A 26,107-nucleotide genomic window follows, 5' to 3' on the forward strand; every position below is an offset into this window, starting at 1 on the left:
ATAACCAGGGACAAGCACTCAAGACCGACGTGGCATGGAGTTTGCCAAGTCGCCAAGGAATCTGTCCCCCGATCCCTTTGCTGGCGGGCCGCCGCCAGCGTTGCTGAGTGCGTTGGATAAATACTAACTGCAGTTTTGGAGTGCTGAGAACACTTATTCCGCGGGCGGATCGACATAGGACGCCTGAATGACTTCCTTGCCCTCCGGCGCGACCATAAATGCCTGGCCAGGCGGCCTTTTCTTGACGATGATCTCCCGCGACGGGAAGTCGTTCTTCTCCCCGGACAGGAACAACGTCGGCGAACCGGCACCGTAGGCGGCCCCCACGAACTTGTCCATCGTGGCCCGGTGCGCCAGGCTCATCTGGCACGTCACGATCACGTGCAGACCGATATCGGCTGCCGCGGGCAACAGCGGACCCAGGGGCGCCATCGGCGACATCATGCCCGCAGCCGCAGTGATCATGTGCCAGTCGTCGACCAGCAGCACGATGTCCGGCCCACTCCACCACGACCGCGCCCGCAGCTGCGCCGTGGTCAGGTCCGGCGGTGGCAACCTCTTCTTCAAGTTGGTCGCCAGTGCCTTGATCGCCTCTTCCAGCGAAGCGCTGTTGCGGTTGATCGCCCCGGCCGCCAGCAGATGCGACTCGGGCACCGCGTCGAGCAGGCCCGACCGGTAGTCGGCCAGCATGAACCGCACCTGGTCGGGGCTGTTGCGACTGCAGATCGCCTTGGCCACCGCATGCGCGATGGTCGTCTTCCCCGACTTCGGAGCGCCGAAGATCAGCAGATGCGGCGTCATGTTCATCTGGTTGTAGGCGACGCCGAGGTCGGATTCGCGCAGCCCCAGCGGCACCTGCCAGCGCGTCCGGTAGTCGGAGTCCGGTCCCGGTGGGTTCGGGTCGAGCTGGTGCAGGTAGATCTTGTCCGGGAGCACCCGGACCTGCGGTGCCTGGTCGGTGTATCGCGAGGCCACCTCCCGCACACCCGCCGTGATCGCGTCGACGATGTTGGCGGAGCTGTGGACACCGTCCAGTCGAGGGACACCGATCATGAGGTGATGTTTCTCGAGGGAGACGGCGCGGCCCGGCCGGTTGGCCGGGATGTCCCGGGTGATCCGGTCGATCTGGGTCTCGTTGACGTCACCGAGCCGGAACTCCACCTTGGTGCCCAGGTAGTCACGCACACGTGACTTGAGCTCGGTCCAGCGCGGAGTGGAGATGATGACGTGCACTCCGTACGCCAGCCCCTGACCGGCCAGGTCCTGCACGGCGGGCTCGAGATCGGGGAAATCCGCCACGAACGCCGGCCAACCGTCGATCACCAGGAAGACGTCACCGAAGGGATCCTGGGCGGCCGGGTTGTTCGGGTCCTCCCGCATCTCGCGGTAGGCCGAAACCGAGCCCACCCGGTACTGCTTGAACACCTGCTCACGGGCCCTCAGCACGGCCTTGACCTCGGCCACCACCCGGTTGACCCGGTCCGGTTCGGCACGGGTGGCCACGCCACCCACGTGCGGCAGATCCTCCATGTACATCAGGCCACCGCCGCCGAGGTCGATGCAGTAGAACTGCACCTGCCGCGGCGTATGGGTCGCGGCGGCCGAAAGCATCAGGGTCTGCAGAAAGGTCGACTTGCCGGTCTGCGGGGCACCGCCGATCGCGATGTTTCCGCCGGCGGCCGAGACGTCGACGCCCCAGATGTCCTGGCGGTGCCGGCGCGGCTCGTCCATGATTCCCATCGGGAAGCGCAGTGACTGACGCTGGTAGTCGCGCTCGATCAGCTCATTCACCGGAGTGGGATCCGTCAGCGGCGGAAGCCACATCTTGTAGGCGCGGCTCTCACCGGTGCCCAACTGCCCGAGGACGACCTCGCGCAGCACTCTCGGTTCAGCATCTGTGCTCATGAGTTCACCGCCGTGTCGAAGATCGGTGTGGTCGTGAACTGATGAATCCGCACGCGGGCCTGGCGCTTCGACCGCGGCTTGGCTTCGCCGTCGGTCGACTCCTCGACCTCCGGCACGTAGTTGGCGCCGGTGTAGAGGGTGCTGAACTTCACCGGGTCCTCCATACCCACCCGCAGGAAGCCCACACCGCTCTCCTTGTTGGTGATGTACTGCGCCTCGGGCGTACCGATCACCGCCTTGGACTCCGAGGAGCTGGTGGTACGCAATGCAATTCGGTAGGTCAGGTTCGGCTCGAGCTTGTCGATCCGCACGCCGCCGGTGTTCAGCGACTGGGTGGCCAGCAGCAGGTGCACGCGCAGCGACCGGCCCACGCGGCAGATGCGGTCGAACAGCTGGATGAAGTCGGGGTGGTTCTGCAGGAGCTCGGCGAACTCGTCGACCACCACGAACAGCGTCGGCAACGGCGGCAGGTCCGCACCACGCTCGCGGTGCTTCTCGTACTCGGCCACACCGGACAGCGCACCCGCGGCGCCCACCTGCATACCGGCCTGCCGCAGGATCTGCTGGCGCCGGTCGAGTTCACCGGTGAGCACCTCGCCCATACGGCCGACCAGCTCGGCTTCCTCTTCCATGTTGGTGACGACGGCCGCGGTGTGCGGCAGCTTCTCCATACCAAGGAAGGTCGAACCGCCCTTGAAGTCGGTCAGCAGCAGGTTGATCTGGTCTGGGTGATGGGTGGCCACCAACGACAGGATCATGGTGCGCAGGAACTCCGACTTACCCGAGCCGGTGGTTCCGATGAGCATGCCGTGCGGGCCGGCACCGAACTCGGCGCCCTCCTTGATGTCCAGCTTCATCACCTCGCCGGACTTGAGCTCGTGCCCGAACGGGATCTTGAGCCGGTCGCGGTCGGTGTCGGTGAACATCCGCCAGCGCGCCGGCGTCACCTCTTCGACCGACTTGGCGCCCACCAGGTGGTGCCATTCCTTGGAGACCTTCTTCTGCACCCGGACGTTCTTGTCGATGATCGTTCCGGTGATCGACCAGCCTGCCAGCTTGCGGGCGATGCGGCCCGCCTGCGCCGGGGTCAACCGGTCGACGACCCGGGTGACCTCGCGGTAATTCTGGTTCGGCAACTTGTCGTCGGCCGTCCCGTCCGCGTCGACCCGCAACCGGTACGCCGAACCCCGGTGATTGCCGAGCGTGAGCACGGTGACCCCGGCCCGGCCGTCGACCGGGAAACCGGCCTTGCCGCCCGTCAGGTCCACCACGATGACGTACGGGCCGCCGGGCGCTGCGTCGGCGCTGTGCGGGCCGCGCGCCGTCAGGTCACTCAGACCGTCGGGGCGGGTGTAGACCAGCCGGGTGGGTCCGGCCGCATCGGTGTCAGTCTGGTGCTGGGTGTGCGGCAACCACTTGAGCCACGACCACTTCGGATCTTCGGGATTGTCGGTGAGCACCCGGATCTGCAGCAGGTCCGGCGGATGGAACACCGCCAGATGACAGATCATCGCGGTCAGCAGCCCCGAGGCACCGTCGATGTCGCCACCAATGGCGATCGTCGGAAACGTCCGCAGCTGAACAAGTTTCGGGCAGTCGTGGATCAGGCCGTGGGTGCGCAGGAACTTGGTCACCCACATGTGGCTGACCGGCTCCAGGTGCGGCTGCGGCGCACCCTGCGGACCGGCCAGCTCGCCGCTGGTGTTCGGCTTGAGCAGCCGGTCCACCGCGATCTCGGCGCCGATGCCGATCCGGGTGGCGGCGTAGAAGTCGGAGTTGGCCTGACGCGACCACTGCCGGTGCGTGCCGATGATCGACAACAGATCGTCGGGATGCGGTGCGTGGTAACCGAAGAACGAGACCTGAGCCGACGCCGACGACGTCACGCGGGTGCGCAGGCCGGCCAGGTACCGCAGGTATTCCTTGCGGTCGGCGTTGATCTCGGGGACCTTCTTGCCGCCGCCGCCTCCGCTGCCCATCATGCCGACGGTGCCCATGATCATCATCAGCGGCATCATCAGCATGTACGGCGACAGCTGGCGCACACCGGTGAAGATCATGATCGCGATCATGCCGAGCATGCAGCCGCCCATGACCCATGGCATGGCCTTCTGCATGCCCGACGGCGGGATCTCGATGCCGAGGTCATCCGGTGCGGCGACGTTGATCTCGCCCGGTGTCAGCCGCGGCCCCCGCTTGATGGTCGGGGTGAACTTCTTGGTTGTCATGAGCCTTGCTTGCTTTCCACTTTGCGCGGATGGGGGTCGGCAGGCAGCGTGTCGTGCTCAAGCAGCGCCGCGTCCTTCGACAACACCGGGCCCTCGACCAGCAGCCCGACGACCTGCCACGGTGCGTTCACCGCACCGGACAAGCCCAGATTCTTCGCCGCATCGTCATTGGCGATGCCGTACCGCACTCCTTGCGGGTCGATGTAGTACAGGCTCTCACCCACCCGGGGATCCGGCGACTGCAGCCGCACGAACTGACCGCCTTCGATGTACACCGTTGCGTCACCGCCGATCTGGTCGATCCCGGTGCCGACCGCCGACGACGGGATCGGCAGCCGACGGCCGGCGATCACGGTGGTCTTGGGCGCCTGATCGCCCGGCTCGCGCTGCCAGGCCCAGCACAGCACCGGGGCGTCCTGACGCAGCAGCACCTCGAGCGGCTTGTCCGGCAACGGCGACCCGTAGACCTGCTCGGCGATCTTGGCGACCACACTGGCCTCGACCGACGGCGGCTGCAACAGGCCGTAAGAATTTGTGGCGCGCAATGCCGCAGCGGTGGTGGGGTTGACCCGGGCCACCCCGTCCGGCAGCACCACATAGTGCTGCGGGTCTGATTCGGTGGCCGTCTGGAAGACCGAGCCGATCACCAGATTCTCGGGCAGGCCAACGGTATTCGGCGCACCTGCAGCCCCGATCGCCGGCAGTTGCCACGGGCCCCGGTTGGCCAGCGCATTGAACAACCCCTCGGAGACCGGGGTGGCCTTCGCGGTCACCGGGATGCCCACGGCCGAGCTGATCGCCCGGTCCGACAGGTCGATGCTGTGCCTGCCGTCCTCGGTGACCAGCCAGTTACCCCCCTCGAAGGACACCAGCATGCCCTGGTTCGGGCGCATCGGGCCGACCCCGGAGTCCGTCGCCAGCGACCTGATCAGGATCGAGGACTCCACCTTGGGCGCCGAGCTGTCGGGCTTGGCCACGGTGTCGCACAACGTCCACCGCGAGGCGGGCGCGCCGATCGGCGTGGCGTACGGCGCACCGGGAATGCCGATCGGCTGTCCCTTGGGCAACCGGTTCAGCTCCTCGGACTTCACCGCGGACGGGGTACCGGAGTTGCCGAGCGCCAACCGCGCCGAGGTCAGGTTGTACACCGGGCGAAGGAGATTGCTGCCGGGCAGCATCACGTAGAGCTGATTGGTGGTGCGGTCCACCAACAACTGGTCACTGCCCTGCTTGCCCAACGGCTTGAAGTACGCCATCAGACCCGCGCCGAGGCAGATCAGCACCGAGACGACGACACCGGCGAACACCGCCCGGCTGTAGAACTGCAGCGGATCGTCGAACATCCGGGTGTCGCGGCGCACGATCGCGTGCTCGACGCGACGCAGCAGAAAACGCCAGCCGCTGACCTGGACCTTGGTAGTGAGCCGGAAACCTGCCATCGCTTATTCGCCGACATTCAGGCGGCTGTGCACCGCCGCGATCGCCGCCGACATGTCGTCTCCGTTGACCTCACTGAGCTGCTCAACACCCAGGCTCTCGAAATCCAGCGACCGGGACAGCCGCATGTCGCGGTTCTGCTCACCGGCTTCCACCAGCTGCCGTGCGTAGCGACCGTTGCCTGCGATGTCGAGCGCCGGCTTGTTGTTGAGCCTGCGCTGGCTCAACAACGAGGCCGCTTCGTTGACGCGCTTGCAGGCATCATCGTCGAGCCACGAATCATTCGACTTGGCAATGACTTTGGCGATCTCGACGATGTCGTCGGGCGAGTACGAGTCGAACTCGATCCTGGTGGCGAACCGCGACCGCAGACCGTCGTTGGCCTCCAGCAGGCGGTCGATGTCGTTGCTGTAACCGGCGATGATGACCACCAGGCGGTCGCGGTCGTTCTCCATCCGGGCCAACAGGGTGTCCAGCGCCTCGGTACCGAACGGGTCGGCGCGGCCGTCGCGCTCCTGCACCAGGGTGTAGGCCTCGTCGATGAACAGCACACCGCCCAGGGCGCGATCGATCGTCTTGGCCGTCTTGACCGCCGACTGACCTTCGTACTCCGCGACGAAATCCTTACGCGAGGTTTCGATCAGCTTCGGCTCGGCGATCACCCCGAGGCCGGCCAGGATGTTGGCGACCACGCGCGCGATCGTCGTCTTACCCGTACCGGGCGGACCCGCGAAGATCATGTGCTTGGAGGTCTGGGCCACCTTCATGCCGCGCGCGGCCCGGATCCGGGCCATCTGCGTCGCCGCCCGGTAAGCCTCGATCTGCTCCTTGACCCGGCTCAGACCGATCTGCTTGTCCAGTTCGGCCTGCGCCTCGGCGAGCAGCTTGTCCCGCCCCGAGGTATCGGCCACCACGCTGGACGGATCCCACGGATCGGTACGGGCAGCGATCTTCTCAGCAGTCGTGGTCTCCAGCCGGTAGGCCGGATCACGCAGTGCTGCAGTGACTTTGGGCTCGGGGAAGTTGGCCTGCAACCACTCCAGGAGAACCTGGGCCGACTCCTCGTTACCTTGGTAACGCCGTGCCATCGCCAGGTACCAGGCGATCGCCGGTGCGCAGGCCTGACCGGCCGGCGTGTCGTTGGCCTCGGTGAGCCTGCGGTCGGCCTCGGTGAACAGCCCGAGGTTGGCCGCCGCGACGCCGTGCGCCACACCGGCTGCCGCGGCAAGGAACTTGTCGGGCCACTGGTCGGCGCCGCGCACCTGGTCGATCACATCGGTCCACCGTTGCGCCGCACCGAAGATCACCGCCTTGACCCAGGCCACCAAATGGTCGGACCCGCCGGCGGGGGCATCTTCCAAGGCCTCCATCGCGTCGGCGTAGTTGCCCTCGGCCGCCTCCTGCACGGCGAAGCCCATGGTGATCGCCAGCGGCGAGTTGATCGGGTAGGAGATGTCTTTCCCGTAGATGCCGCCGATCGGCACCCGCGCGCCGACACCGTTCATCGAGATCTCGGCGGTACCGGCCAGCTGCCCGAAGTTCGAGCGCGAATACCAGGCCCGAAACAGCGTCACCCGGTCGCTGTCACCGCAACGGATCCGACCCACCCACGCATCACAGGCAGCCTCGTCGTAATTGGTTATCTCGGTGAATATCTCGAGCGAGCGGGCCGGCGAGCCGGACAGCATGCCCACCGCGCTACCGAACATTCCAGCAAGGTGGTCAGCCATCGTCGCCTCCATAGCGGGTCGAAAAGACCTGGGCCCGAGCATCATCGGCTTGCTCCGGCGTAGGTAGATCCAGGTCACGGGTCAGAAAGTCGCGGGTCGCCGCGTCGTCGTGTCCATGCTCCCGCATTCCCGCGAGCATGAACGAGTACTGGGCGGACTTGGCCTGTTGAGCAGCCAGGCCCGCGATCACCAGGATCTCCTCGGCGAGATCCCGTTCGGTCAGATTGGTGACTTTCGGTGCCAACTCGATCTGACGCACCCGGCCATCCATGAATGCCGTCACCGTGACGGTTTCGGGCGGATTGGTGACGGCGAACAACGGCACCGTGATTGTCTCGTCGTCAACGCCGGACTCGTCCGGGAAAGCGTCGCCGGATACCGCATCGCCGTGGTCCTCGGTCGGCACGACGTCGTCGTAGGTCCCGAGCGCATCGAGGGCCGCCGCGTTCGAAGCGTCATCCGAATACGAGAAATCCAGCGCCGAGAGGTCGTCATCGTCGTCATCGTCGTCCGAAGAATGTGGCGGAAAGTCACCCACCGTGGCGGCCTCTTTCAGTACGCGTAGGAGCGGTCCGGATCAGACTTGTCGAACCACGAGCCCGAGGGCAGGAATTCGATCAAGCCGTCGAGCGCCCGCTGCAGGTTGTCCTTGGTCCCGGTCAGGAAGCTGCCGTAGAGCTCGCCGTTCACCCGGCGCGGAATCGACACGATGCGCCCCTGCTTCGAGTCCAGCACACCCGCGGCCACGTCGACCTGTGAGGTGGTGCCGCCCGGATTGCGTTCGGAAACCACCAGCTCCACCCAGCTCTCGGGCTCGGAGATGATGTTCGCGTAGACCCTGGCCGAGGTCGGCGGGATCCCGTAGCCGGTCAGCTCGTCGGCCGTGCGGCAATTGGCGAGCGTCGCCGCGACGCCGGTCAACGGCTCGACGCTGGCCGGCAGTCCTTCGCCGAGCACTGTCATCACCATCCCGGCCAATCCGACCTGCGCGGCCACGCGCTGCAGCACCAGCATGTCGTTGTCGCGGGCCGCGACCACGTGCCGACCGCCCTTGCGGCACACCACGAACCGGATCATCTTGCCGCCCAAGTCGCGACGCCACCAGCGCCCCTCAAGCGTGCGCTCGGGGCGGCTCAAGGTGTCGAGCATCGCCGCCACTTCGGGATGCGGATTGCCGAAGACGTCCAGCACGCCCTGGGCGGTGAGATCGCGGGCCACCTGCTCCCACACGATGTTGCGCAGATCCGGCTGGGGAATGTTCAACCGGATCCCCATCGAAGGCGGGAAATCGGTCAGCCCCAGCTTGTCGGCGACCACCAGGATCCCGTCGATCGTCAGCTCGACCCCGACAACATCGTCGATAGCCGCGGTATTCGCGTCAGCGCCAAAAGAATTTGTCATCTGTCGCTCCGCCTCTACCGCACGGTTCCATGGAGGGCACCGGACATCGTCGAATCCGTCCGGTCGTACCCGCCCGCTGCGCGGGAGAGCTTCGCCCCGAGGTCTCGCGACACACCGGCCAAACCCGTGCCCGCGGTCCGACGCGCGTTGACCGCTCGCGCGACGGCCGCCGCCGATGCCGACGAAATCGGCCCGTGCGTCATGCGTACCGCGTTGTCGACACCTTCGACCACGCCGGTAGCCACGGTGAGACCGGTCGCAGCCTCATCCTGTTTGGCCGATAGCTCGTGCAAATGAGCGGTGGCAACCCGCAAATTACCCGCCATGAAATTCCCCTCGATCCCTGTCCCCGAATTCTTACCTGTCGATCACGGCCGCAGATCCGGGTACACCGCGATCTAATGTAGCCGCCGCTGCCACATGCAGCTGGCCCTGCTCGAAATCCGCCCCGACATGCACCGGAGCCTGGCCCGCCGCGGCGCCGCCCGCGGCCGTGGCCTCGAGGTCCGGAGGCAGTGTCTTGGCGGCCTCGTCATCCGCGCCGGCGCCCGGCGGATCGGCCGGCACACCAGCTGAATCCGTGGCAGGCACGCCGCCGGCCTCACCCTCTTCGGGCTCGCCGACCTGGTCCTCGCCGTCCTTGCCGTCGGTCTCGCGGTCCTTGCTGTGCTCGTCCTTCTCGCCCTCGTCGCGGCCGTCCCGATCCTCGTCGCGGTCGTCCAGCTCGTCGGCATCGGCAGCGGGACCACCGGCCTGCCCGGCCGCCTGACTGGCCATCTGCGCCGCCTGGGTCCCGGCCTGGGTGGCAGCCTGCGCCGCCTGGGTGATCCCGGCGAGTATTCCGCTCAGGGGGTTGACCAGCGAGCCCAGGATCCCGCCAAGGGCGCCGGCCGCGCTTGTCGCCGCATCGGATGGTGAGGCCCCGGCAGCCGGCATGCCGGTAGGCATCGACGGCGACAGCGAGGAACCGGACGGCATACCGGCCCCACCGCCGGTCGACGGAGCCGCACCACCGGTGCCCGACGGAACGTCTCCGCCACCGCCCGACGGGACCTCACTGTCTGAACTGTCTGACGGAGCATCGTCGCCGCCTGTCAGGATGGCCGGATCCGAGGCATCGGGATCCGCCGGCACGGTGGGCACCTCAGAGTCGTCGGCCGGCCGCTCGAATTCCGCGGAGGTGGCGCTGCCTGCCAGGTTCTCGTACTGGACCGCCGCGGACTGCAAGACGGCGGCGTTCTCCTCGATGTGGCCGCACAGAGTTCTCAGATCGTTGTCGGAGTCGCCGACTGCCTTCGCCACCATCGCGAACTCGGCCGTCATCTGGGCCGCCGGACCGAAACCCGGAACGATTCCCGCGCTCGTGGTGAGCATGCTCATCGCGCCCAGCCAGTCGGAGTGATCGTCGAGGCTGTCGCGAGTGGCCGCGATCTGGCCGGCCTCGGTGGACAGCACCTCGGCCACCATGGTGTCCAACCCGAGCATCGTCTGGACCCGGCCGACCTGTTCGGTGTTGCGGCCCGCATAGGCGCTGGCCCCGCTGCTGTCCCAGTTGTCGCCGGGGAAGGCCGACACGAGCACCTGCCCGACCGCCTCCATCTTGTCGGCCCCTTCACCGAAACGGTGTCCGTTCTCCGGATCGCCGACTCCGGTGCTGTGCTTCATCGACTCGATGGTCTGCTGGCCGGCGGCCAGGACCGGCGACCGGGCGGCTCGGATCAGCCGGCCGCCGATCTGCGACGCGAAGAAGTTGGCGGCCTTGTGGCTGAGGTCGGCCACCTGGCCGCCGAACGTGGATACCTGCTCGAGTTCGGAGCCGGCGGTGTTGCGGACGATGAACTCTCCGACCCTTGCGGCACGCTCGGTCCACTTCAGGTTGTTCCCGATCACGCCTTTGCCGAAATCGGCAATGTCCCCCAGCAGTCCCATACCCCGTATCCCCTTCGCCGGAACAGAGATTACCAGCGCATTCGACCCGGTCAGCGCACCAATTTCGGGCCTGCGACCACCTCTGGACGACGGCCGTCGAACCCACTCCGACCACCATCTTTTGCAGTTGAACGGTCCCTTTTGCAGGACCATCCGAGCGGTTGCGCCGCACGACCGGGCGGCCTCTCAGGAGCGGCCGACGCAAGGGCACATCGGGGTGCCGCCGGGGTGGCATCCAGCTCCGCTGCGACCCACTCGGGGTTTGCCATTCAAATTTGCTACCACGTCAGTTCGCTCCGATTCCGGACGGATCATGCAAGCCGCACGGGTTGTGGTCGATACTTGAGCACGGTCAAAGTTCCCGTGTGTGAGTTCCGGAGGAGATTCAGGCGTGCCCGACCCCGACGACACCTTGCGTAGAGAGCTCGGCTGGACGGGGCCGGAGGAATCGCATTTCGAACCCGACACCCGGCCGACCCGCCGCAAGCCACCAGAGCCGCCACCGTCGATACCCGGACGGCCCCCGGTGGATTTCGTGCCGTCGAAGACTCCCGCCGGCTCCGGCTCCGACGATTCCGGCACGTCGCAGGTCGTACCCGTCGATCGTGACGCCGAGCGAGCCCGCAACACGTTCCGGGAGGCGCCTCCTGCACCCCCGACCCCACCGCAGCAGCAGGCGCCGCCTCCTCCGCCGCCGCCCGCGCCGCCGCACGACACCCGTCAGGCACCGCCCCACCAGGCCCCGCCGAACATGGGCCATCCCGAACCCCGGCCGGATGCCTGGGAACAGGGCCCGCCCGGCTGGCAGCTTCCATCGCAGCGGCCCCCGGGCCCCGGGGGCCCACCGCAGCCGCCGTACGGACCACCACCCGGCCAACCCTGGCCCGCCGAAGGCGGATTCGCACCGGATCCGGGCGCGCCCGCACCCGGTGTTCCGCCCCTGCCGACCGGTTCCTACGCGGACCGGATCCGCGTCAACGACCTGGTTCCGCCGAAGCGTCAGCCACCGGCCAGCGGTTGGCGATTGTTCGTGTACCGGGCCACGTTCGGGATGATCAATCCCGGCCCGTCGCCGGAAGATCTCCGGGTCGCCGAGCTGGAGACCAAGATCAAGGGACTCCTGCGAGGGCACTACAAGGTCGGGGTGATGGGCAAGGGCGGGGTCGGCAAGACCACCGTCTCGGCCAGCGTCGGGTCGATCTTCGCCCAGTTGCGCCAGGACGATCGCGTGGTGGCCATCGATGCCGACACATCGTTCGGCAAGCTCGGCAGCCGCGTCGATCCCCAGGCCCAGAGCTCGTACTGGGAGCTGGCCAACGACAAACACCTGGACTCGTTCGCCGACGTGCGCAGCCGGGTCGGCAACAACGCTGCGGGGCTGTTCGTCCTGGCGGGCGAGGGCACCCCGGCCCGCCGCCGCGTGCTCGACGCGGCCATCTACCGCGAGGCCACCACTCGACTCGACAAGCATTTCTCGATCTCGGTGGTGGACTGCAGCTCGACGATGGACTCACCGGTGACCCAGGAAGTGCTGCGCGACCTCGACGGCTTGATCGTGGTGTCCTCCCCGTGGGTCGACGGCGCCGCGACCGCCGGACAGACACTGGACTGGCTGGCCGCCCACGAGATGACGGAACTGCTGCAGCGCACCGTCGTGGTGCTCAACGACTCCGACGGCCACGCCGACAAACGCACGCGCACGATCCTGGCCGGACAGTTCTCGGGTCAGGGGCAGCGGGTCATCGAGGTGCCGTACGACGGGCATCTGCGTCCCGGTGGCGTCGTCGATCCGCGGGAGATGTCGATGCCGACCCGCCGCAAGTTCCTGGAGATCGCCGCAGCGCTCGCCGAGCACTTCCCCACCCATGACGAGCGGCGGGACCGCTAGCCGGGCCTGATCAGCGCATCGCGCCGATCAGCGCCTCCAGAGCGTGGACGGCGGATGCGTCGACGGGGTATTCCGCCTCGGCGCGCGCCACGATGTCTTCGGAAACACCGGCGGCCGTTGCGGTCTCACTGATCGTGAGATTCGATTGCCGACGGGCGGCATACAGGCGCTGCCCGAGCGTGGCGCCAGGGGCGGTGGCGGCGAGGGTGGTCAGCTCATCGATCTGGCGCCGTACCGCACTGAGTGCCTTGATCAGCGCCGGCGTCACCATGCTCAGCCGCGCGGCGCGGGCGGCCACCGCCTCGAGCTGACGCAGGTCGGCCAGTACCGATGTGACCCGCGGCGTGAACTCCTGTTCCCCGACACCGGGCAACGTGGCGATCGTCGACTCGAGGGTGCTCACCGCGGTGAGGACCGCCTGGGCGATCAGCGGTACCTCGTCACTGGCCGGAGGTGTGGTCGTCAACGGGACAGCTGCCGGCCGCGCGGTGACCACTGTCGGCGGCTCGATGTGCGGCGGCGCGGGCATTGCCGGATCCGGTACCGGCCCGCCTTGCCGGAGCCGGGCGATCGTGCCCGGTGGCCAGCGCAACACCTCTTCGAGCTTGAGCCGGGTGCGTTCACGGGGCCAGCTGCGGCCCTTCTCGAACGCGATGAGCGCTCCGGCGTTGATGATTCCGTCGGCGGCGAGGCTGCGCTGGCTGATGTCGAGCTCGCGGCGTCTGGCCGCAGCCGCGGCACCCGCGCGGATGAGTCCGACATCGAACTCACCAGTGGCGAGGTCGTACTCAGCGTCGGTCATACGGGGCTGTTTCCTCGCGGATGTGCTCAGCTCAGCGCAGTGCTGAAGCGGTTGCCGGGACCCCTCAATCCTAACCCCAGACCGAAGCACCGCTACACCTTGGGTTTTTCGCATATGTAGCAAACAACCCCGACGCTACGGCTTCTTGACCGGACAAACCGCAGCCCTGCTACGGGTACAGCCAAGTACCTATCGGCGTCCTGACGTGCATGTTTAGATCCATGTCGACTTTCCGCTGGTGATTCCGCATCGTTACCTTTGCAAATTTCCGTAGCGTTGCACCGCTGCGGTTTCGACCAAACTGTTGCATCGCTACGGTTCTTGCTATAGCGTTCCCCTCAACGCGGTAGACACCGCAACAAAGAGCCCTAACAGGAGCAGCAGCATGAACGCACTCATGGCCAACGGCATCCCGCTCGGCGTCTGCACCAGCAACCCGGAGCGGTGGACCTCTACCCCCGACGACCAGGCCAAGGTCATCTGCCGGGAATGCCCCCGGCGCTGGCTGTGCGCTCGCGAGGCCTGCGAACTGCCCCGCGCCGAAGGACTTTGGGCCGGCATCATGGTTCCCGAGGCCGGCCGTGGCCGTAACTTCGCGCTCAAGCAGCTGCGATCGCTGGCCGAGCGCAACGGCTACCCGGTGCGCAAGCTCGGCCTGGTCTTTCCCGAAGCCGCCTGATCCCGCTCTCGCAACACCGCTTCACCAGATCTGTTGTCTGGCCCTTTCGCTGCCGATTCGAGGGGACGGCAGGGCAGGGGCGAGTTTCCACTGGGGGAGGAATAGGGGCCCGGGGTGTGTCGTTACACCCGCAGACGGTGCCGGGCATTGCCCCGGGCCCCACACCAAAATCGTCGCTTCGAGTGACCACTCGCCGCGAGGCGCAGTGACGGCACCGTCCCCGAACTTCTTCTCCCGTTACCGCTCGAGCGTGACGACCACCGCGTCGAGCAGACTGTCCACCTCGTCCTCGTTGTAGCCGCGCTGAAACATCGGCGGCTTCGGGAACACGATGTTGCGGACGTCATCGGGACCCAAGTGCCCGCGCCCGTCGAGCCTGCGGGCCACCAACGCCAGAAAGTCGTCGACCGACTTCTTGTCGTAACCCCGCTTGCCCAACGGCGGCTTCGAAAATTCGGTGCTGCGAACATCTTCGGCAGTCAATCCCCCGGTCATGCCGGTCATGCTAACCGCGCACCGAGGCCCCCGGACGCGGTTACCGTGAGGTTCATGAGCAACACCGACACGGCGCCCGCCGAAGTCACCTGCACCAACTCGGAGTTCACCGGGGTGCTGCATCCGCGGGAGGTGCCGCTGGGCGGGCCGCGCGCACTGCTGGTCCGGCGCACCCTGCCGCAACGGGACCGGTCGATGATCGGCGCCTGGTGTTTCGCCGACCACTACGGGCCGCACGACGTGCGGGCCGCGGGCAGAGGCATGGACGTGCCGCCCCATCCCCATACCGGTTTGCAAACCGTGAGTTGGCTTTTCGAAGGCCTGATCGAGCACCGCGACAGCGCCGGGGTCCACGCCATGGTCCGCCCGGGTGAACTCAACCTGATGACGGCCGGTGCGGGGATCTGCCATTCGGAGGTCTCGACACCGGAGACGACGATCCTGCACGGCGTCCAGCTGTGGGTGGCGCTGCCCGATGCCGCCCGCGACACCGGCCGTGACTTCGCGCACCACACGCCCCTGCCGCGGACCATCGACGGCGCCACCATCCGGGTGTTCCTCGGCGAGCTCGAGCAGTCGCAGTCACCGGTGCACACCTTCACGCCGCTGCTGGGCGCCCAGATCGACCTCGACCCGGGCGCCGAGCTGACGCTCGACGTCGATCCGGCCTTCGAACATGGCGTGCTACTGGACCAGGGCGCGATCGAAGCGTGCGGCACCACGCTGGCCGTCGCCGATCTGGGCTACCAGGCCGCGGGGCGCACACAGCTTCACCTGGCCAACCGCGGTATCGGCCCGGCCCGGGCGATTCTGCTCGGCGGACCGCCGTTCACCGAGGAACTGGTGATGTGGTGGAACTTCGTCGGCCGCAGCCACGACGACATCGCGACCTACCGAGAACTGTGGCAGGCCAACGACGCACGCTTCGGCGACGTGCAGGGCTATGTCGGAAACATCGCCCGGTTACCCGCGCCGCCCTTGCCGAACGGGCGGCTCAAGCCGCGCCCGCGCCCCTCGAGCTAGGTGTTCAGATACTCGCGTTCAAATACTGCGCAGTGCTGCCGCCCACCGGCATCTCGGGCAGCCCGAGCTTGCGGTGGTCCCAGCTGCGCAGCCGGCTGGGCACGACCCGCACCGCGATGCGGTTGTTCATCATCTGGTCGACGAACGGGCGCATCTCCTCGGTGTAGGGACCGGTGTAGCGCTCCCACACGCTGATACCCACGCGCAGAATGGTTTCCGGGTCGTCGACGATCTCCGCGGTGCCGTCGATCGACACCCCACGCAGCGTGTTGTAGGTGTCGCCGTCCTCGATCATCGTCGTGATCGTGGGGTCGCGGCGCAGGTTGACCGCCTTCTGCGACTTGGCTTTCGTCTCGAACCAGATCTCACCGTCGAGCACCGCGTACCACATGGCGACCAGGTGCGGTCGGCCGCTGGGCAGCACGGTAGCCATCGTCGCGGTTCGGCTGTGCTCGATGAATTCGGCGATCTCATCGTCACTCATGACGATCTTCGTGCGCTCGTTCTTGCCCACCTGTCACCTCTCTGATCGGTCAGCCCACCATAGCCACGGCCTCACCGGACTCCGCGAACGCGGTCGGTAACCCGACCAACCGCCTACAGCACGCCGAATTGTGAGGTCACCCACCGCACCGGATCCACACAGCGGAATGGGGCAATCCCCCTGGCGTGCAGCCGATTTCCGGTCGGCGGATGCCCGAGCGCGGATACCGCGAAGTACCGGGTGGCCAGCCGCGCTCCGGCGGACGGGTTCTCCACGGCCGACACGATCGAGCCACCGTGCAGACGGACCAGCAGGCTGCGCACCTCCTGATCGAGCAGTTGGCCGTCGACGTCGTCATACTGCTTGCCGTCGGAGGTGTCCCGCAGGAAAGCCGCTCCCCCGTTGGACATGACCAGCGACCATTCCGAACCCTGCACGTCACGCAGGGCCCGCAGCACGTCGAACTTGGACAGGATCACCGCCAGCTTGGGCTGACCCGGGTTGACCGCCACCAGCAGATTCCCCAGGACCGAACGCGGTTCCCCACCACTGAACGGCTGAGGCGGCAGCAGGTCCTGCAGTTGATCGCGGATGGCCTTGACCCGCAGCGGGTCGAACATGAAGAACACCGCATCGGCGTGGCCGAAGAACTGGAAGGGCGGCGCGCGCAGGTCACCGTTCTCCAGGTCCTCGCCCGCCACGTCGCGCAGTACCAGGAACCTGCGCACGCCGTGCCAGATCCCGATCGAAAACACCAGGGGTTCACGCTGATTCGGAGCCTGGGTGTGCACCGTCGGAGTGGGAGGCAGCAGACCCCGCTGCACATACAGCGGTCCTTCGTAGTTGGTGGCGTAGTTCTGCGCAGTAGCTCGGGTTACCGGTTCCAACACCACACCGAACCGCTCGCAGAGCAATTCCAGCTGCTTGATGAGAACGGCGATGTAAAGGCTCTTGCCCGTCGCGCGCGCGCCGGCCAGCGCGATGCAGATGGCGTGGCCCTCCCGGAAACCCTCGGGGAGGGTGAAGTGGCAGACCGGACAGATCTCCACCGCGGGCCCCTGCAATGCCCGGTTTGCCTCGGACACCGGAGGCGGCGGACCGTTGTATCCCGGGGCCCGGGTCCAGGTGTACAGCGGGCCGCAGTCGGCGGGTGCGCCCACGTAGGTCGAGGCGACATCGTCGCGGTACCGGGTGCCGCCGGCCTGAGCGGGCAGGGTCCACAGATGGTTGTTGGGACTCAGCTGGGTGAAGCAACGCGGGCACTTGCTCATGTCAGCCCCGGCTCCCCCTCAGTCGTTCCGCCAGCGACGGATTCGCACCCCGCCGCGTCAGCAGCCTGTCCACCATCTTCCGGTACCCGCGCATCGTCCCCTCAGAGGAATCACCCGACAACTGCGCCATCAACACCACCACGGATTCCGCGTCGGCGCCGCTCATCGTGGCAGCCAGCTTTCCGGCCAACACGCCCGCGAGCTGCTCCACCGGGTCGGGGGCGTAGGCGGCGGACTCGGCTGCCGCGTTTCGCAACAGGCTGAGCGCCACCACCGTCACCGGCGCCAACTGGCCACCGTCGACCAACGGTAGTACCCGGGCCACTGCCTGTGCGCCACAGCCGGTTTCAGCGGCCAAAGCGTTACAGGCCTGCGGATAGGGCTGCCCGGCGAGCACGCCCAACAGGGCAAACGCCAGCAGCCGCACCGAGAAGTCCGGGTGGACGGACTCCGGTTCCACCTCGGCCAGCACCTGATCCCACAGCGGCGTGTACGCGCTCTGGTGGGTATGCAGATACCGCTGCTGCAACCAGTTCCGCGGCTCGATGTGTCGGACCGCTGCGCAGGCCACCACCACGCCGTCGCCGTCGTCGTTGTCGTCGATCACCTTGCCGGCCAACTGCTGCAGCGCTGCCGAGTCCGCGGCGCCGAGAAGTGTGCGTACCGCGGCCCGGCCCGGCAGTTTGTCGGCACCGACGGCCAGCAGGAGATCCCGCGGATTCCAGACCGAGGCTGCCGCGGCGGCCTCGAAACTGTCCGTATCGGTAGTCCGCAGCCACCACAACTGCGCGCCGGCATCACCCGGATGCCGCGCTCCGCTCCGACGCGACCGCAGCCCGCGCAACGCGGCGCGGATCCACACCGAATCCCAGGGCTGGGCAGCGGTGAGTTCAGCGGGCTCGGGCACCGGGCCGGCCTCGGCCAACCAGTCGAGCACGTCGTCGCCGATGACGCCGCCTTCGACGTCGCAGCGCAGCAACCAGGTACCCAACGCCAGTCGGTCGGCTGCGCCGATCACCCCGCGCACGCGCGGATCAGCCAGGCCGGGCAGCACACCGTCGGTCAGGGCGTCCTGCAGTCGGTCGTCGACAACCCCCGCCCGCAACAGCAGGTCTACGACCCGTAGCAACCGGTCGGCGCCCTGCTGCCTGCTGCGGTCCAGGGCCGGTCCGATGGCCACCCGCAACGACGAAGGTGTTGGTTTCCCGTGAAACGTTCTCGGCCCCAACGGGATTGGTCCGTCCTGTGCCATCCACGCGTCGTCGACGATGGCCCGGGCGAAGTAGGTGGCATCGGCGTACGTGGCTCCGGCCCCCTCCGGCAGCTCGTGCCGCGCCCGCCAGGCGTCGGCGGTGGTGACACCCACCACAACGGCGAGCACGTCGGCGATGATGTAGGCCGCGGCGGACCCGACCAGCGCACCCGCCGGGGAATGCGCGGCGATCACCTCGTGGGCCTCGGCCTGCGCGTCCGCGAACTCCTGATTCCCGGCCACCGCCATCGCGATCGGCCACGCCGGATGCAGCCCGTCGTCGCGCACCTGGCTGGAATACGTGTCGATGTCATCGAGGGCACCGCGCGCCGACGCGGCATCGAGCAGCACCACCTGCGCCATCACCGACCACCGGGTCACCTCGATCCGGTGTCCGCCCGCGGTGCGGTGCGGATCTCCGCCGAGCTCACCCAGCGACACGGGCTCGGATTCGCTGATCACCACCAGGCCGGGTTCGACCGCGGAAAGGTCCTCCAACGGCACCGCGCTCAGCACCTGACCGTTGTGCGGCGCGACCTGCTCGGCGCGGTCGAAGGTGGAGAAGCTCAGCCTCGCCGCGGTACCCGACGACATCAGGAAACTCACCAGACCGATCCACTGTGCGGCCGCATCCGGGGACTGCACACCCAGCACCACCGGCGGCCCGCCCGCGAGCGCCGCGGCCACCGCATCCAGGAGCGCGAACAGCGTGGCCAGCCGCCACGTGGTGGTGTCCAGCGCGAACGCGACCACGCTGTCCTTGGTCACCGTGCTCCCCAGCTCTGGCAGGTCCGCCGGGAGCTCGGCCCGGGCCACCGCGGCAGGGCCGTAAGGCTGCAGCCAATGCGGCGAACGCCACCGTTCGATGGCCCGGCAGCGCGGGTGGGTTTCGGGCGCACGGTCCAACAGCACGTGGGCGAACACGTTGCCCGGCCGGCCCGTGCTGTCCGACCCCGCCGGGAAGGTGTGCCAGTACCCCGCGCCGCCGGGGACATCGCGGTACGCCAGCCGGCGCGGACCCTGCTCGAGCTGTTCGGGGGTCGGGAAGTCGGGTGTCGGCCCCACCGGTCGGAAGACCGTGTGGACGCCGGCCATCAATGCCTGGGTCTCCGAGGGCGTGAGCCCACCGGTCGTTTCCTTGACCTGCCAGCCGCCGACGGTTCCGACGGCATCGAACGACGTGTAGGTGAGCTGGCCGTAACGCGACGTCATAACACCGTCGCGGTGAGCTGCAAAGTCTGCGACGGCGGGTCCAAAAGTGCCACGGTGCGCAGCTGGAGTGGGTCGGTGATGTTGAGGAACAACCGGATCCAGCCGTGCAGTCCACTGACGTTGGCGGCCCACAGTTCACCGGCGCCCGACGCCGTCGCCGCCGTCCAGCGCAGGTACTTGGACGGGTGGTCGGCCAGCTGACCCTGCGCGTCCAGCGGTGCGACGTCGACGGGATTTCCGTCGTGCACGCTCAACGGCATCCGCTGCGGATTGTTGACCAGGACGAACGCCGGCGAGCCCGGCAGTTCGTACTCGGACCGCACCGCGACGGTGGCCGTGGTGGGGAACCCGCCGGGGTCGCGGCCGATCCGCACCGCGTACTGCAACCTCAACATGCCCGGGTACTCGATGCTGGCGACCGGTCCGGTCACCCGGCGGCCGCCGGAGAACGCCACCGGCGCCAGGTGCAGTGAACATCCCCCTACCGGGAGCGCACCGGTCAGGTGCATGCCGCCGTACTTCTCGTAGTCCTCCAGGGAGATCTCGAAGGATCTGCCGGTCAGGCCGGCCCGGGGATCGTGCCCCTTGGGCGCGAGAGTCACCACCACACCGGCTGCGCCGGCCGGCCATTCGAACGTCAGCACCTGCTTGTTGCAGTACTCGACCAGTTCGACATCGCGGATGGTTCCGGTGTGTACGGCCGATACCGTGCGGCCGAGCACGGCGCGCCCGGCCAGGATGGTCACCGGCGTGACGTAGGCCCGGCTCCACCCTTGGGGCCACGGCACCCCGGTCATCAGGGTGCGGGTGCTGCCGTCGGGTTGTGTCTGATTGGCCACCGGCTGCGGCAGGCGTAGGTCCGGGGCCAGCCCTACCTGCTCGAGGGCGTTCTCGGGAAGTTCGGTGGAGACACTCCCCGCGCTCGGACCGGTCTGGCTGAGGTAGATCGCCACCTCTGCTCCGGGAGCCGCCCAGGACACGTCGAACGACTCACCGTCGAAGGCGGTGTCCACCGAGATGTCGGTGACCGCGGCGAGCACCGCAGACACCTCCACGTCGGCGTCGACGGGTTCCGAGAGCTGCACGGCCCCGTCGACGTCCACCGCGCAACGCACCCGGTAGCGGTAGCGCATACCCCGGGTCGCCCCGGAGTCGACGAAACCGGTCCGGTGCTCACCGTCGGCCAGGATCCGGTAGCGGGACTCGTCGATCGCGGGTCCGTCGGCCTCCTCGAGCGGGATGCGGTAGACGTGCACGGCCCTCGTCGCGGGCGGTGACGTCCACTTTCCGATCACCAGGCCGCTGTCCTCGCGGATCGCCACCTCGCCGGGCGGGGCGACCAAGACCCCACTGGCATAGAGCACCGGCCGGGTGCTCAGGGCATCCGCGCGGGACGTCCCGGTGATGACCCAGACCTGGTAGTAGCGCACGGGCCCGGTCAACGGCCGGTCGTCGCTGGCCGCCGACAACGGCGTCGCGGCGACGAGGTCAGCGTTCTCCGATGATCGGGGCGCCCGGTCCTCGGCACTGACCACCCGGTACAGCACCACTCCCCCGTTGGCTTGATAATCCGGCCAACTCAATTCGACGACGCCGGGGCGGGACTCGCCGTGGCGGAAGGCAATCGGGTGCACGTCACCGGCCACCGGGGGCTGCTGCTGCTTGTCGGGGACCTGGGTCTTCAAGTCGGCCAGTACCCGGGCCATGTCCTCGGCATGTTCTGCGACCGAACCGGGCAACATCTCGCGGATCTGCTCGACGTCGGTGCGTCCCGACCGGAGCACCAGCCGGAGATGGGCTTCCTTGAAACTGCGCGCTGCGACCGCCCCGGAATCGACCAGTTCCTGACGCCAGGCCAGCAACGGCGCCAGCCGGGGATCCGCGTCGTCGGGATCGTCGACGGGATACAGATCGGGCATCAGAACACCAAATCCCCGCCGGACATGAGCGCTACGCGTCACCTGCTCCGGCAGCTCGAACAGCGCGAACTCCTGAGGTGTCGGGCCCACACTGGACCGACACACCCAGAAACGCTACCGCAGCAGCGGCGTGGTCACTGCCACATGGTGGGCCGGGCTGAGGCGACATGATCGGACACACGGCATAAGTTCGGAACATGTCTTCTGCCGGCTCGTCGGGCGCTGACCCGCCGCCTGCATGCCGCGGTGTGGGCGCGGTCGGCCTGATGCCCGCGGCGTTCATCGGGCACGGCAGCCCGATGAACGCGCTCGAGTCCAACCGCTTCACCACGGCCTGGCGCGGCTTCGGTCAGATCGTGCCGCGGCCGCGGGCGATCCTGGTGATCAGCGCGCACTGGTACATCAACGCCACCGCGGTCACCGCGATGCCGAGCCCACGGACCATCCACGATTTCTACGGATTCCCGCGTGAGCTGTTCGACATGCAGTACCCGGCGCCGGGGTTGCCGGAGCTGGCCGAGGAGGTCGGCGACGTGGTGAAGCCGACGTGGGTGGGTGCCGACGTCGACAGCTGGGGCATCGACCACGGCACCTGGTCGGTGCTGGTGCACGCCTTCCCCGACGCGTCCATACCTGTTGTGCAACTGGCGATCAACGCCAACGAACCGGCCGACTACCACCTGCAACTCGGCGCAAGGCTGGCGCCGCTGCGTGAGCGCGGCGTGCTCATCGTGGGCAGCGGCAACATCGTGCACAACCTCGCCGGCATGGACCCCACCCAGCCCGAGGACGGTTTTGCCTGGGCCAAGCGGTTCGACGACGCCGCCCGAGAACAACTCACCCACTCCCCTGCCGACGTCCTCGGTCTCGCGGCACATCCGGACTACGCGGCCGCCGTTCCCACCCTCGACCACTTCATCCCGATGCTGTACTTCGCCGGGCTGGCCGGTGCGGCACCAGATTCCGGGAGGTCGGTAGACCCCCTGGTCACCGGCTACACCTACGGGTCGTTGTCGATGACGTCGTATGTACTGCGCTGAGGCAGCTCGATTCGTCGAATCCACGCCGAAAGGCACGCTATGGTGACGGGCGTGTTGGGCCATGACGAGCAGGTAACCCCCGTCGGGGTGTAGGCAGGCGTGCGCGGAATCATCCTGGCCGGCGGTTCCGGCACACGACTTCATCCGATCACGATGGGTGTCAGCAAGCAGTTGCTGCCGGTGTACGACAAGCCGCTCATCTACTACCCGCTGTCCACTCTGATCATGGCCGGTATCCGCGACATCCTGGTGATCACCACCCCGGTCGATGCCCAGGCGTTCCAACGGCTGCTGGGCGACGGTTCGGCCTTCGGGGTGAACCTGACCTACGCAGTCCAACAGCAGCCCGAGGGCCTGGCTCAGGCATTCATCATCGGAGCCGAGCACATCGGCACCGATTCCGTGGCACTTGTGTTGGGCGACAACATCTTCTATGGCCCGGGCCTGGGAACGAGCCTGCGCCGGTTCCAAAACGTCAGCGGCGGTGCGATATTCGCGTACTGGGTGGCCAACCCGACGGCCTATGGCGTCGTCGAGTTCGACTCGAACGGGGCAGCGCTGTCGCTGGAGGAGAAGCCCATTGTCCCCAAATCCCAGTACGCGGTGCCCGGGCTGTATTTCTATGACAACGACGTCATCGAGATCGCCCGATCGCTACGCAAGTCGGCCCGCGGCGAATACGAGATCACCGGCGTCAATCAGACCTACCTGAGCCAGGGCCGACTCTCGGTCGAGGTTCTCGCCCGAGGCACCGCGTGGCTGGACACCGGCACCTTCGACTCGTTATTGGACGCCAGTGACTACGTCCGCACCATCGAACGCCGCCAAGGACTGAAGATCGGTGTGCCAGAGGAGATCGCGTGGCGGGAGGGCTACATCGACGACGCCCAACTTGCCGCGCGCGCCGAAGAACTGCCCAAATCCGGCTACGGCGACTATCTACTGGAGCTGTTGAAACGCAAGTAAGCGACGCACTTATGGCGTCTGGTCGCCTACAACATCGTCGCCGAACATCGTGGCGAGCAGCGACCCATCCCGCACCGGCAACGGTTCGCCATGTCGCACAACCAACGGTGCCCCGTCGCCTACGAGCGCCGAACAGTCCGGCGGCAATGCCAGAAACCCGATGATGGCCGGGTTGGCCACGGCGAGCTCGTACAAGGTGGCGTGCCGAAGGTTCGCCTCGTCATGGTCGTGATCGTCACCGGGACAGCCGATGTACCAACCGGACTCGTCCTCATCGTGGGAATATCGATGCATCAAGACGGTTTCTGCGCTCGCGAACAGCTCGCAGGTCATGGCGTACTGGATGTAGCGCGGGAAGTCCAGTTCGTCTGCGAGTCCGACACTTTCGGCAACCTCGCGCTGATACCACAGCTGGCTGACGGTGTTCGATGCACCGGCGACAAGGTTCGGTGGGACGTTCTCGAAATCCGGCTCGCACAGTCCCAGCGTGCCGTCGCCGAGATCGGTGACGTAGCAATTCAGCCACCCGATGGCGATGCTCTCTCCGACCGAGAATCGGGTGCCGCTCCTGATGCAGCTCTCCAGCCAGGACGCCAGCCACTCGATGCCCAGCTCAGTTACCACCTCGGGCTCGTACTCGAGGGTGAATTCCGGGTGCCCGGACGCTTCCGCCGTCGTTCTACGCTGCGCCACTTCTGTTCTCCATATTCGCGATCACGGGTCGGGCCGAGTGTGGCACATTCGGGCTTCGGTAGCGGCTGTGCGTCGCATAGGGTCCGACCATGTCGCTCGATCAATTGATTTCGCTCGTGCCGCCGCCGAAGTCCGTACCCGACTGCGACTTCGGCGCAGTCGAGACGGCAATCGGACATGCCTTGCCCGACGACTACAAGCGACTCGTCAGCACCTACGGCAGCGGCTCATTCGGTGGATACCTGGCGGTGATGGCCCCCACCCAGGATGAATTGGTCTCCGGCGGCTCGTATTGCCGACAGTCCCTGACCGACCTGCGTCACACCTATGCCAACCACAGCTGGATCTACCCGGACGGATCGACGGCCCCGATGGTGCTCGAGGACGTCGATCCAGTGCCCTACTACGGGTGGGGCGGTGCCCCGGGTGGGGAGACCGGTTACTGGCACGTCGACGGCGACGACCCTAACCGGTGGGCGGCCGTCGTCATCGGCGACGGCCTGACGAACGACTACCACCCGCACGGACTGGTCGCCTATCTCACCGACCTCATCGCAGGGCGGTTTCCGACCGAGGTGTTCGGCGACGATGCCTTGGAGCTCATCCGTGGGACGTTTCTACCTAGATGACCAAGACGAGTTGCCGCGCAGCGATCAGCTTTTGCCGTTGATCTTCGTGCCGATCTCACGGGCGACCGAAAGGCCGGCTGTCACGTTGTCACTGCTGCATCCCCGCACATCGACAACTACGTTGGCCCGTCGCGACACCCCACGACTACAGGTGATCGCATTGGCGGCCCCGCTGGTGTCGGTGAGAATCGACATGTTCAGGAACTCTTTGGCTTTGTCCTCACCGTTGCCCGTGGTCTTCACCGTGTCGGTGCCCAGGCCGTCATAGGTGGCGTTGAGTGTCTTGAATCGACACGCCGTCCAGTCGGAGGCCTGCTTCTGGAACGCCGCCTTTGCGGCCGCCTCATCAGGGAACAACACGGCGGCCTGAACCAAGTGGAGTCCGTTCCCGCCCTGCGCGGTCTGGATTGCCACGCCCGTGTAGCCGGAATCGCCATAGGTCGATTGAGCACCCGGAGCCCACACGCCCGCGCAGTTCGGGGGTGTGACGGGATCGGTGGACAGTGACGTCTCGACCGGCCCGGTCGTCACGCCGGAAATATAGAGCTTCTTCTCGATCTCACTGGCAGACAACAACACACCCTCCAGCTCGGACGCCTCCACGGTGCCGTCGGCGCCGGGCAGTGCTGCCGTTGCCGAGCTGGTCGCCGGGCTCTTCGACGTGGTCTGGTTAGAACCCGACGGACGTGCGCTGGTGGTGCCGGTCGCGACCGCACTATCACCCGACTCATCGCTGCCACCCAGATTGACTGCGACAAGGACGATCGCCAGCACCAAGACGACCGCGGCGGCGATCACGCCCCCGATGATCCACGGCCCTTTGTTGTTGTCGTTGTTGGGCGGCTGGCCGTACGGCGGGTTCATCATCGGCGGTGCGTTCCACGGACCGGGTTGACCGGCCTGCCATTGCCCGCCAGGCATCGGAGGCGGCGGATACGGCGCCGACGGCGGTCCCTGCGGAGGGCCCGCCGGAGGCCAGGGCGACTGCGAGGGGGCCGGCTGATTGCCAGGCCACCCCCCGCCCTGGAATGGGTCGTTTCCACCAGGATTCATTGGTCCTCCATATCTTGTTGTGAAAGAGCTCGAACCACATGCCCGCGTCGCCGGCCTGGTATTCGCGAAAG

22 protein-coding genes are annotated in these 26,107 nt (G+C 67.2%); 6 read left to right on the forward strand and 16 right to left on the reverse strand.

The genetic code is table 11. The annotated features are described in order from the left end of the window. Positions 1-153 precede the first annotated feature (153 nt). From eccCb to AC4ELH_RS12410, 8 genes are read right to left on the reverse strand one after another with little or no spacing between them, the layout of a single operon-like run. A complete protein-coding gene (eccCb, locus tag AC4ELH_RS12375; protein ID WP_498884667.1) occupies positions 154-1,905 on the reverse strand; it encodes a type VII secretion protein EccCb in 1,752 nt (583 codons plus the stop codon). After that, positions 1,902-4,133 carry a type VII secretion protein EccCa gene (gene eccCa, locus AC4ELH_RS12380; RefSeq protein ID WP_498884669.1) on the reverse strand — a complete coding sequence of 744 codons (2,232 nt, stop codon included), beginning with the start codon at positions 4,131-4,133 and terminating at the stop codon, positions 1,902-1,904. Before eccCa ends, eccCb begins: the two co-directional genes overlap by 4 nt. Further along, positions 4,130-5,572: a type VII secretion protein EccB gene (eccB, locus tag AC4ELH_RS12385; protein WP_498884671.1), complete on the reverse strand. Its 1,443-nt coding sequence runs from the start codon at positions 5,570-5,572 to the stop codon at positions 4,130-4,132. Before eccB ends, eccCa begins: the two co-directional genes overlap by 4 nt. 3 nt (positions 5,573-5,575) lie before the next feature. Beyond that, positions 5,576-7,300, reverse strand: coding sequence for a type VII secretion AAA-ATPase EccA (eccA, locus tag AC4ELH_RS12390; RefSeq protein WP_498884673.1), 1,725 nt, complete (start codon positions 7,298-7,300; stop codon positions 5,576-5,578). Then, the gene (locus tag AC4ELH_RS12395; RefSeq protein WP_498884675.1) at positions 7,293-7,838 is read right to left on the reverse strand and encodes a YbaB/EbfC family DNA-binding protein; all 546 of its coding nucleotides are present in this window, start codon (positions 7,836-7,838) and stop codon (positions 7,293-7,295) included. The genes eccA and AC4ELH_RS12395 overlap by 8 nt, the downstream gene beginning before the upstream one ends. A gap of 14 nt (positions 7,839-7,852) precedes the next feature. Then, on the reverse strand, positions 7,853-8,701 hold the full coding sequence (locus AC4ELH_RS12400; RefSeq protein WP_498884677.1) for an ESX secretion-associated protein EspG: 849 nt from the start codon (positions 8,699-8,701) through the stop codon (positions 7,853-7,855). A 14-nt stretch (positions 8,702-8,715) separates the two neighbouring features. Then, positions 8,716-9,027: an ESX-1 secretion-associated protein gene (locus AC4ELH_RS12405; RefSeq protein ID WP_498884679.1), complete on the reverse strand. Its 312-nt coding sequence runs from the start codon at positions 9,025-9,027 to the stop codon at positions 8,716-8,718. Between the two features lie 31 nt (positions 9,028-9,058). Then, positions 9,059-10,630, reverse strand: coding sequence for an EspA/EspE family type VII secretion system effector (locus AC4ELH_RS12410; RefSeq protein ID WP_498884681.1), 1,572 nt, complete (start codon positions 10,628-10,630; stop codon positions 9,059-9,061). Between the two features lie 391 nt (positions 10,631-11,021). Here AC4ELH_RS12410 and AC4ELH_RS12415 point away from each other — a divergent pair, with 391 nt between their 5' ends. Beyond that, a complete protein-coding gene (locus tag AC4ELH_RS12415; protein ID WP_448444409.1) occupies positions 11,022-12,518 on the forward strand; it encodes a MinD/ParA family ATP-binding protein in 1,497 nt (498 codons plus the stop codon). A gap of 10 nt (positions 12,519-12,528) precedes the next feature. Here AC4ELH_RS12415 and AC4ELH_RS12420 read toward each other — a convergent pair whose 3' ends face one another. Next, entirely contained in the window at positions 12,529-13,320 is a 792-nt protein-coding gene (locus AC4ELH_RS12420) for a transcriptional regulator (protein ID WP_448444411.1), read from the reverse strand. A 385-nt stretch (positions 13,321-13,705) separates the two neighbouring features. On the opposite strand from AC4ELH_RS12420, the gene AC4ELH_RS12425 reads away from it, so the two are divergent. After that, positions 13,706-13,999, forward strand: a complete 294-nt coding sequence (locus tag AC4ELH_RS12425) for a WhiB family transcriptional regulator (RefSeq protein ID WP_448444413.1) — start codon at positions 13,706-13,708, stop codon at positions 13,997-13,999. Between the two features lie 237 nt (positions 14,000-14,236). On the opposite strand, the gene AC4ELH_RS12430 is transcribed toward AC4ELH_RS12425, so the two are convergent. Beyond that, a complete protein-coding gene (locus AC4ELH_RS12430) occupies positions 14,237-14,503 on the reverse strand; it encodes a DivIVA domain-containing protein (RefSeq protein ID WP_448444415.1) in 267 nt (88 codons plus the stop codon). 45 nt (positions 14,504-14,548) lie between these two features. Here AC4ELH_RS12430 and AC4ELH_RS12435 point away from each other — a divergent pair, with 45 nt between their 5' ends. Then, the gene (locus tag AC4ELH_RS12435) at positions 14,549-15,517 is read left to right on the forward strand and encodes a pirin family protein (protein WP_448444417.1); all 969 of its coding nucleotides are present in this window, start codon (positions 14,549-14,551) and stop codon (positions 15,515-15,517) included. A gap of 4 nt (positions 15,518-15,521) precedes the next feature. Here AC4ELH_RS12435 and AC4ELH_RS12440 read toward each other — a convergent pair whose 3' ends face one another. From AC4ELH_RS12440 to AC4ELH_RS12455, 4 genes are all read right to left on the reverse strand, one after another. Beyond that, on the reverse strand, positions 15,522-16,031 hold the full coding sequence (locus tag AC4ELH_RS12440) for a pyridoxamine 5'-phosphate oxidase family protein (RefSeq protein ID WP_064878642.1): 510 nt from the start codon (positions 16,029-16,031) through the stop codon (positions 15,522-15,524). Between the two features lie 83 nt (positions 16,032-16,114). Beyond that, a complete protein-coding gene (locus tag AC4ELH_RS12445; RefSeq protein ID WP_064878644.1) occupies positions 16,115-17,272 on the reverse strand; it encodes a hypothetical protein in 1,158 nt (385 codons plus the stop codon). Position 17,273: 1 nt separating this feature from the next. After that, a complete protein-coding gene (locus AC4ELH_RS12450) occupies positions 17,274-19,736 on the reverse strand; it encodes a GAP1-N2 domain-containing protein (RefSeq protein ID WP_498884685.1) in 2,463 nt (820 codons plus the stop codon). Beyond that, positions 19,733-21,760 carry a SaeA-related protein gene (locus AC4ELH_RS12455; protein WP_498884687.1) on the reverse strand — a complete coding sequence of 676 codons (2,028 nt, stop codon included), beginning with the start codon at positions 21,758-21,760 and terminating at the stop codon, positions 19,733-19,735. The genes AC4ELH_RS12450 and AC4ELH_RS12455 overlap by 4 nt, the downstream gene beginning before the upstream one ends. Positions 21,761-21,921: 161 nt before the next feature. Between AC4ELH_RS12455 and ygiD the strand changes: the two genes are divergently transcribed. Together ygiD and rfbA are read left to right on the forward strand one after the other, a co-directional pair. After that, a complete protein-coding gene (ygiD, locus tag AC4ELH_RS12460; protein WP_498885030.1) occupies positions 21,922-22,695 on the forward strand; it encodes a 4,5-DOPA-extradiol-dioxygenase in 774 nt (257 codons plus the stop codon). Between the two features lie 99 nt (positions 22,696-22,794). Then, on the forward strand, positions 22,795-23,661 hold the full coding sequence (gene rfbA / locus AC4ELH_RS12465) for a glucose-1-phosphate thymidylyltransferase RfbA (protein ID WP_498884689.1): 867 nt from the start codon (positions 22,795-22,797) through the stop codon (positions 23,659-23,661). 9 nt (positions 23,662-23,670) lie between these two features. Here rfbA and AC4ELH_RS12470 read toward each other — a convergent pair whose 3' ends face one another. Further along, on the reverse strand, positions 23,671-24,354 hold the full coding sequence (locus AC4ELH_RS12470; RefSeq protein WP_448444426.1) for an immunity protein Imm33 domain-containing protein: 684 nt from the start codon (positions 24,352-24,354) through the stop codon (positions 23,671-23,673). Between the two features lie 89 nt (positions 24,355-24,443). Between AC4ELH_RS12470 and AC4ELH_RS12475 the strand changes: the two genes are divergently transcribed. Continuing rightward, a complete protein-coding gene (locus AC4ELH_RS12475) occupies positions 24,444-24,983 on the forward strand; it encodes a hypothetical protein (RefSeq protein ID WP_448444428.1) in 540 nt (179 codons plus the stop codon). Between the two features lie 24 nt (positions 24,984-25,007). On the opposite strand, the gene AC4ELH_RS12480 is transcribed toward AC4ELH_RS12475, so the two are convergent. After that, the gene (locus AC4ELH_RS12480) at positions 25,008-25,904 is read right to left on the reverse strand and encodes a sensor domain-containing protein (RefSeq protein WP_498884691.1); all 897 of its coding nucleotides are present in this window, start codon (positions 25,902-25,904) and stop codon (positions 25,008-25,010) included. Between the last annotated feature and the right edge of the window lie 203 nt (positions 25,905-26,107).

This window comes from Mycobacterium shunyiense, from assembly GCF_058270075.1.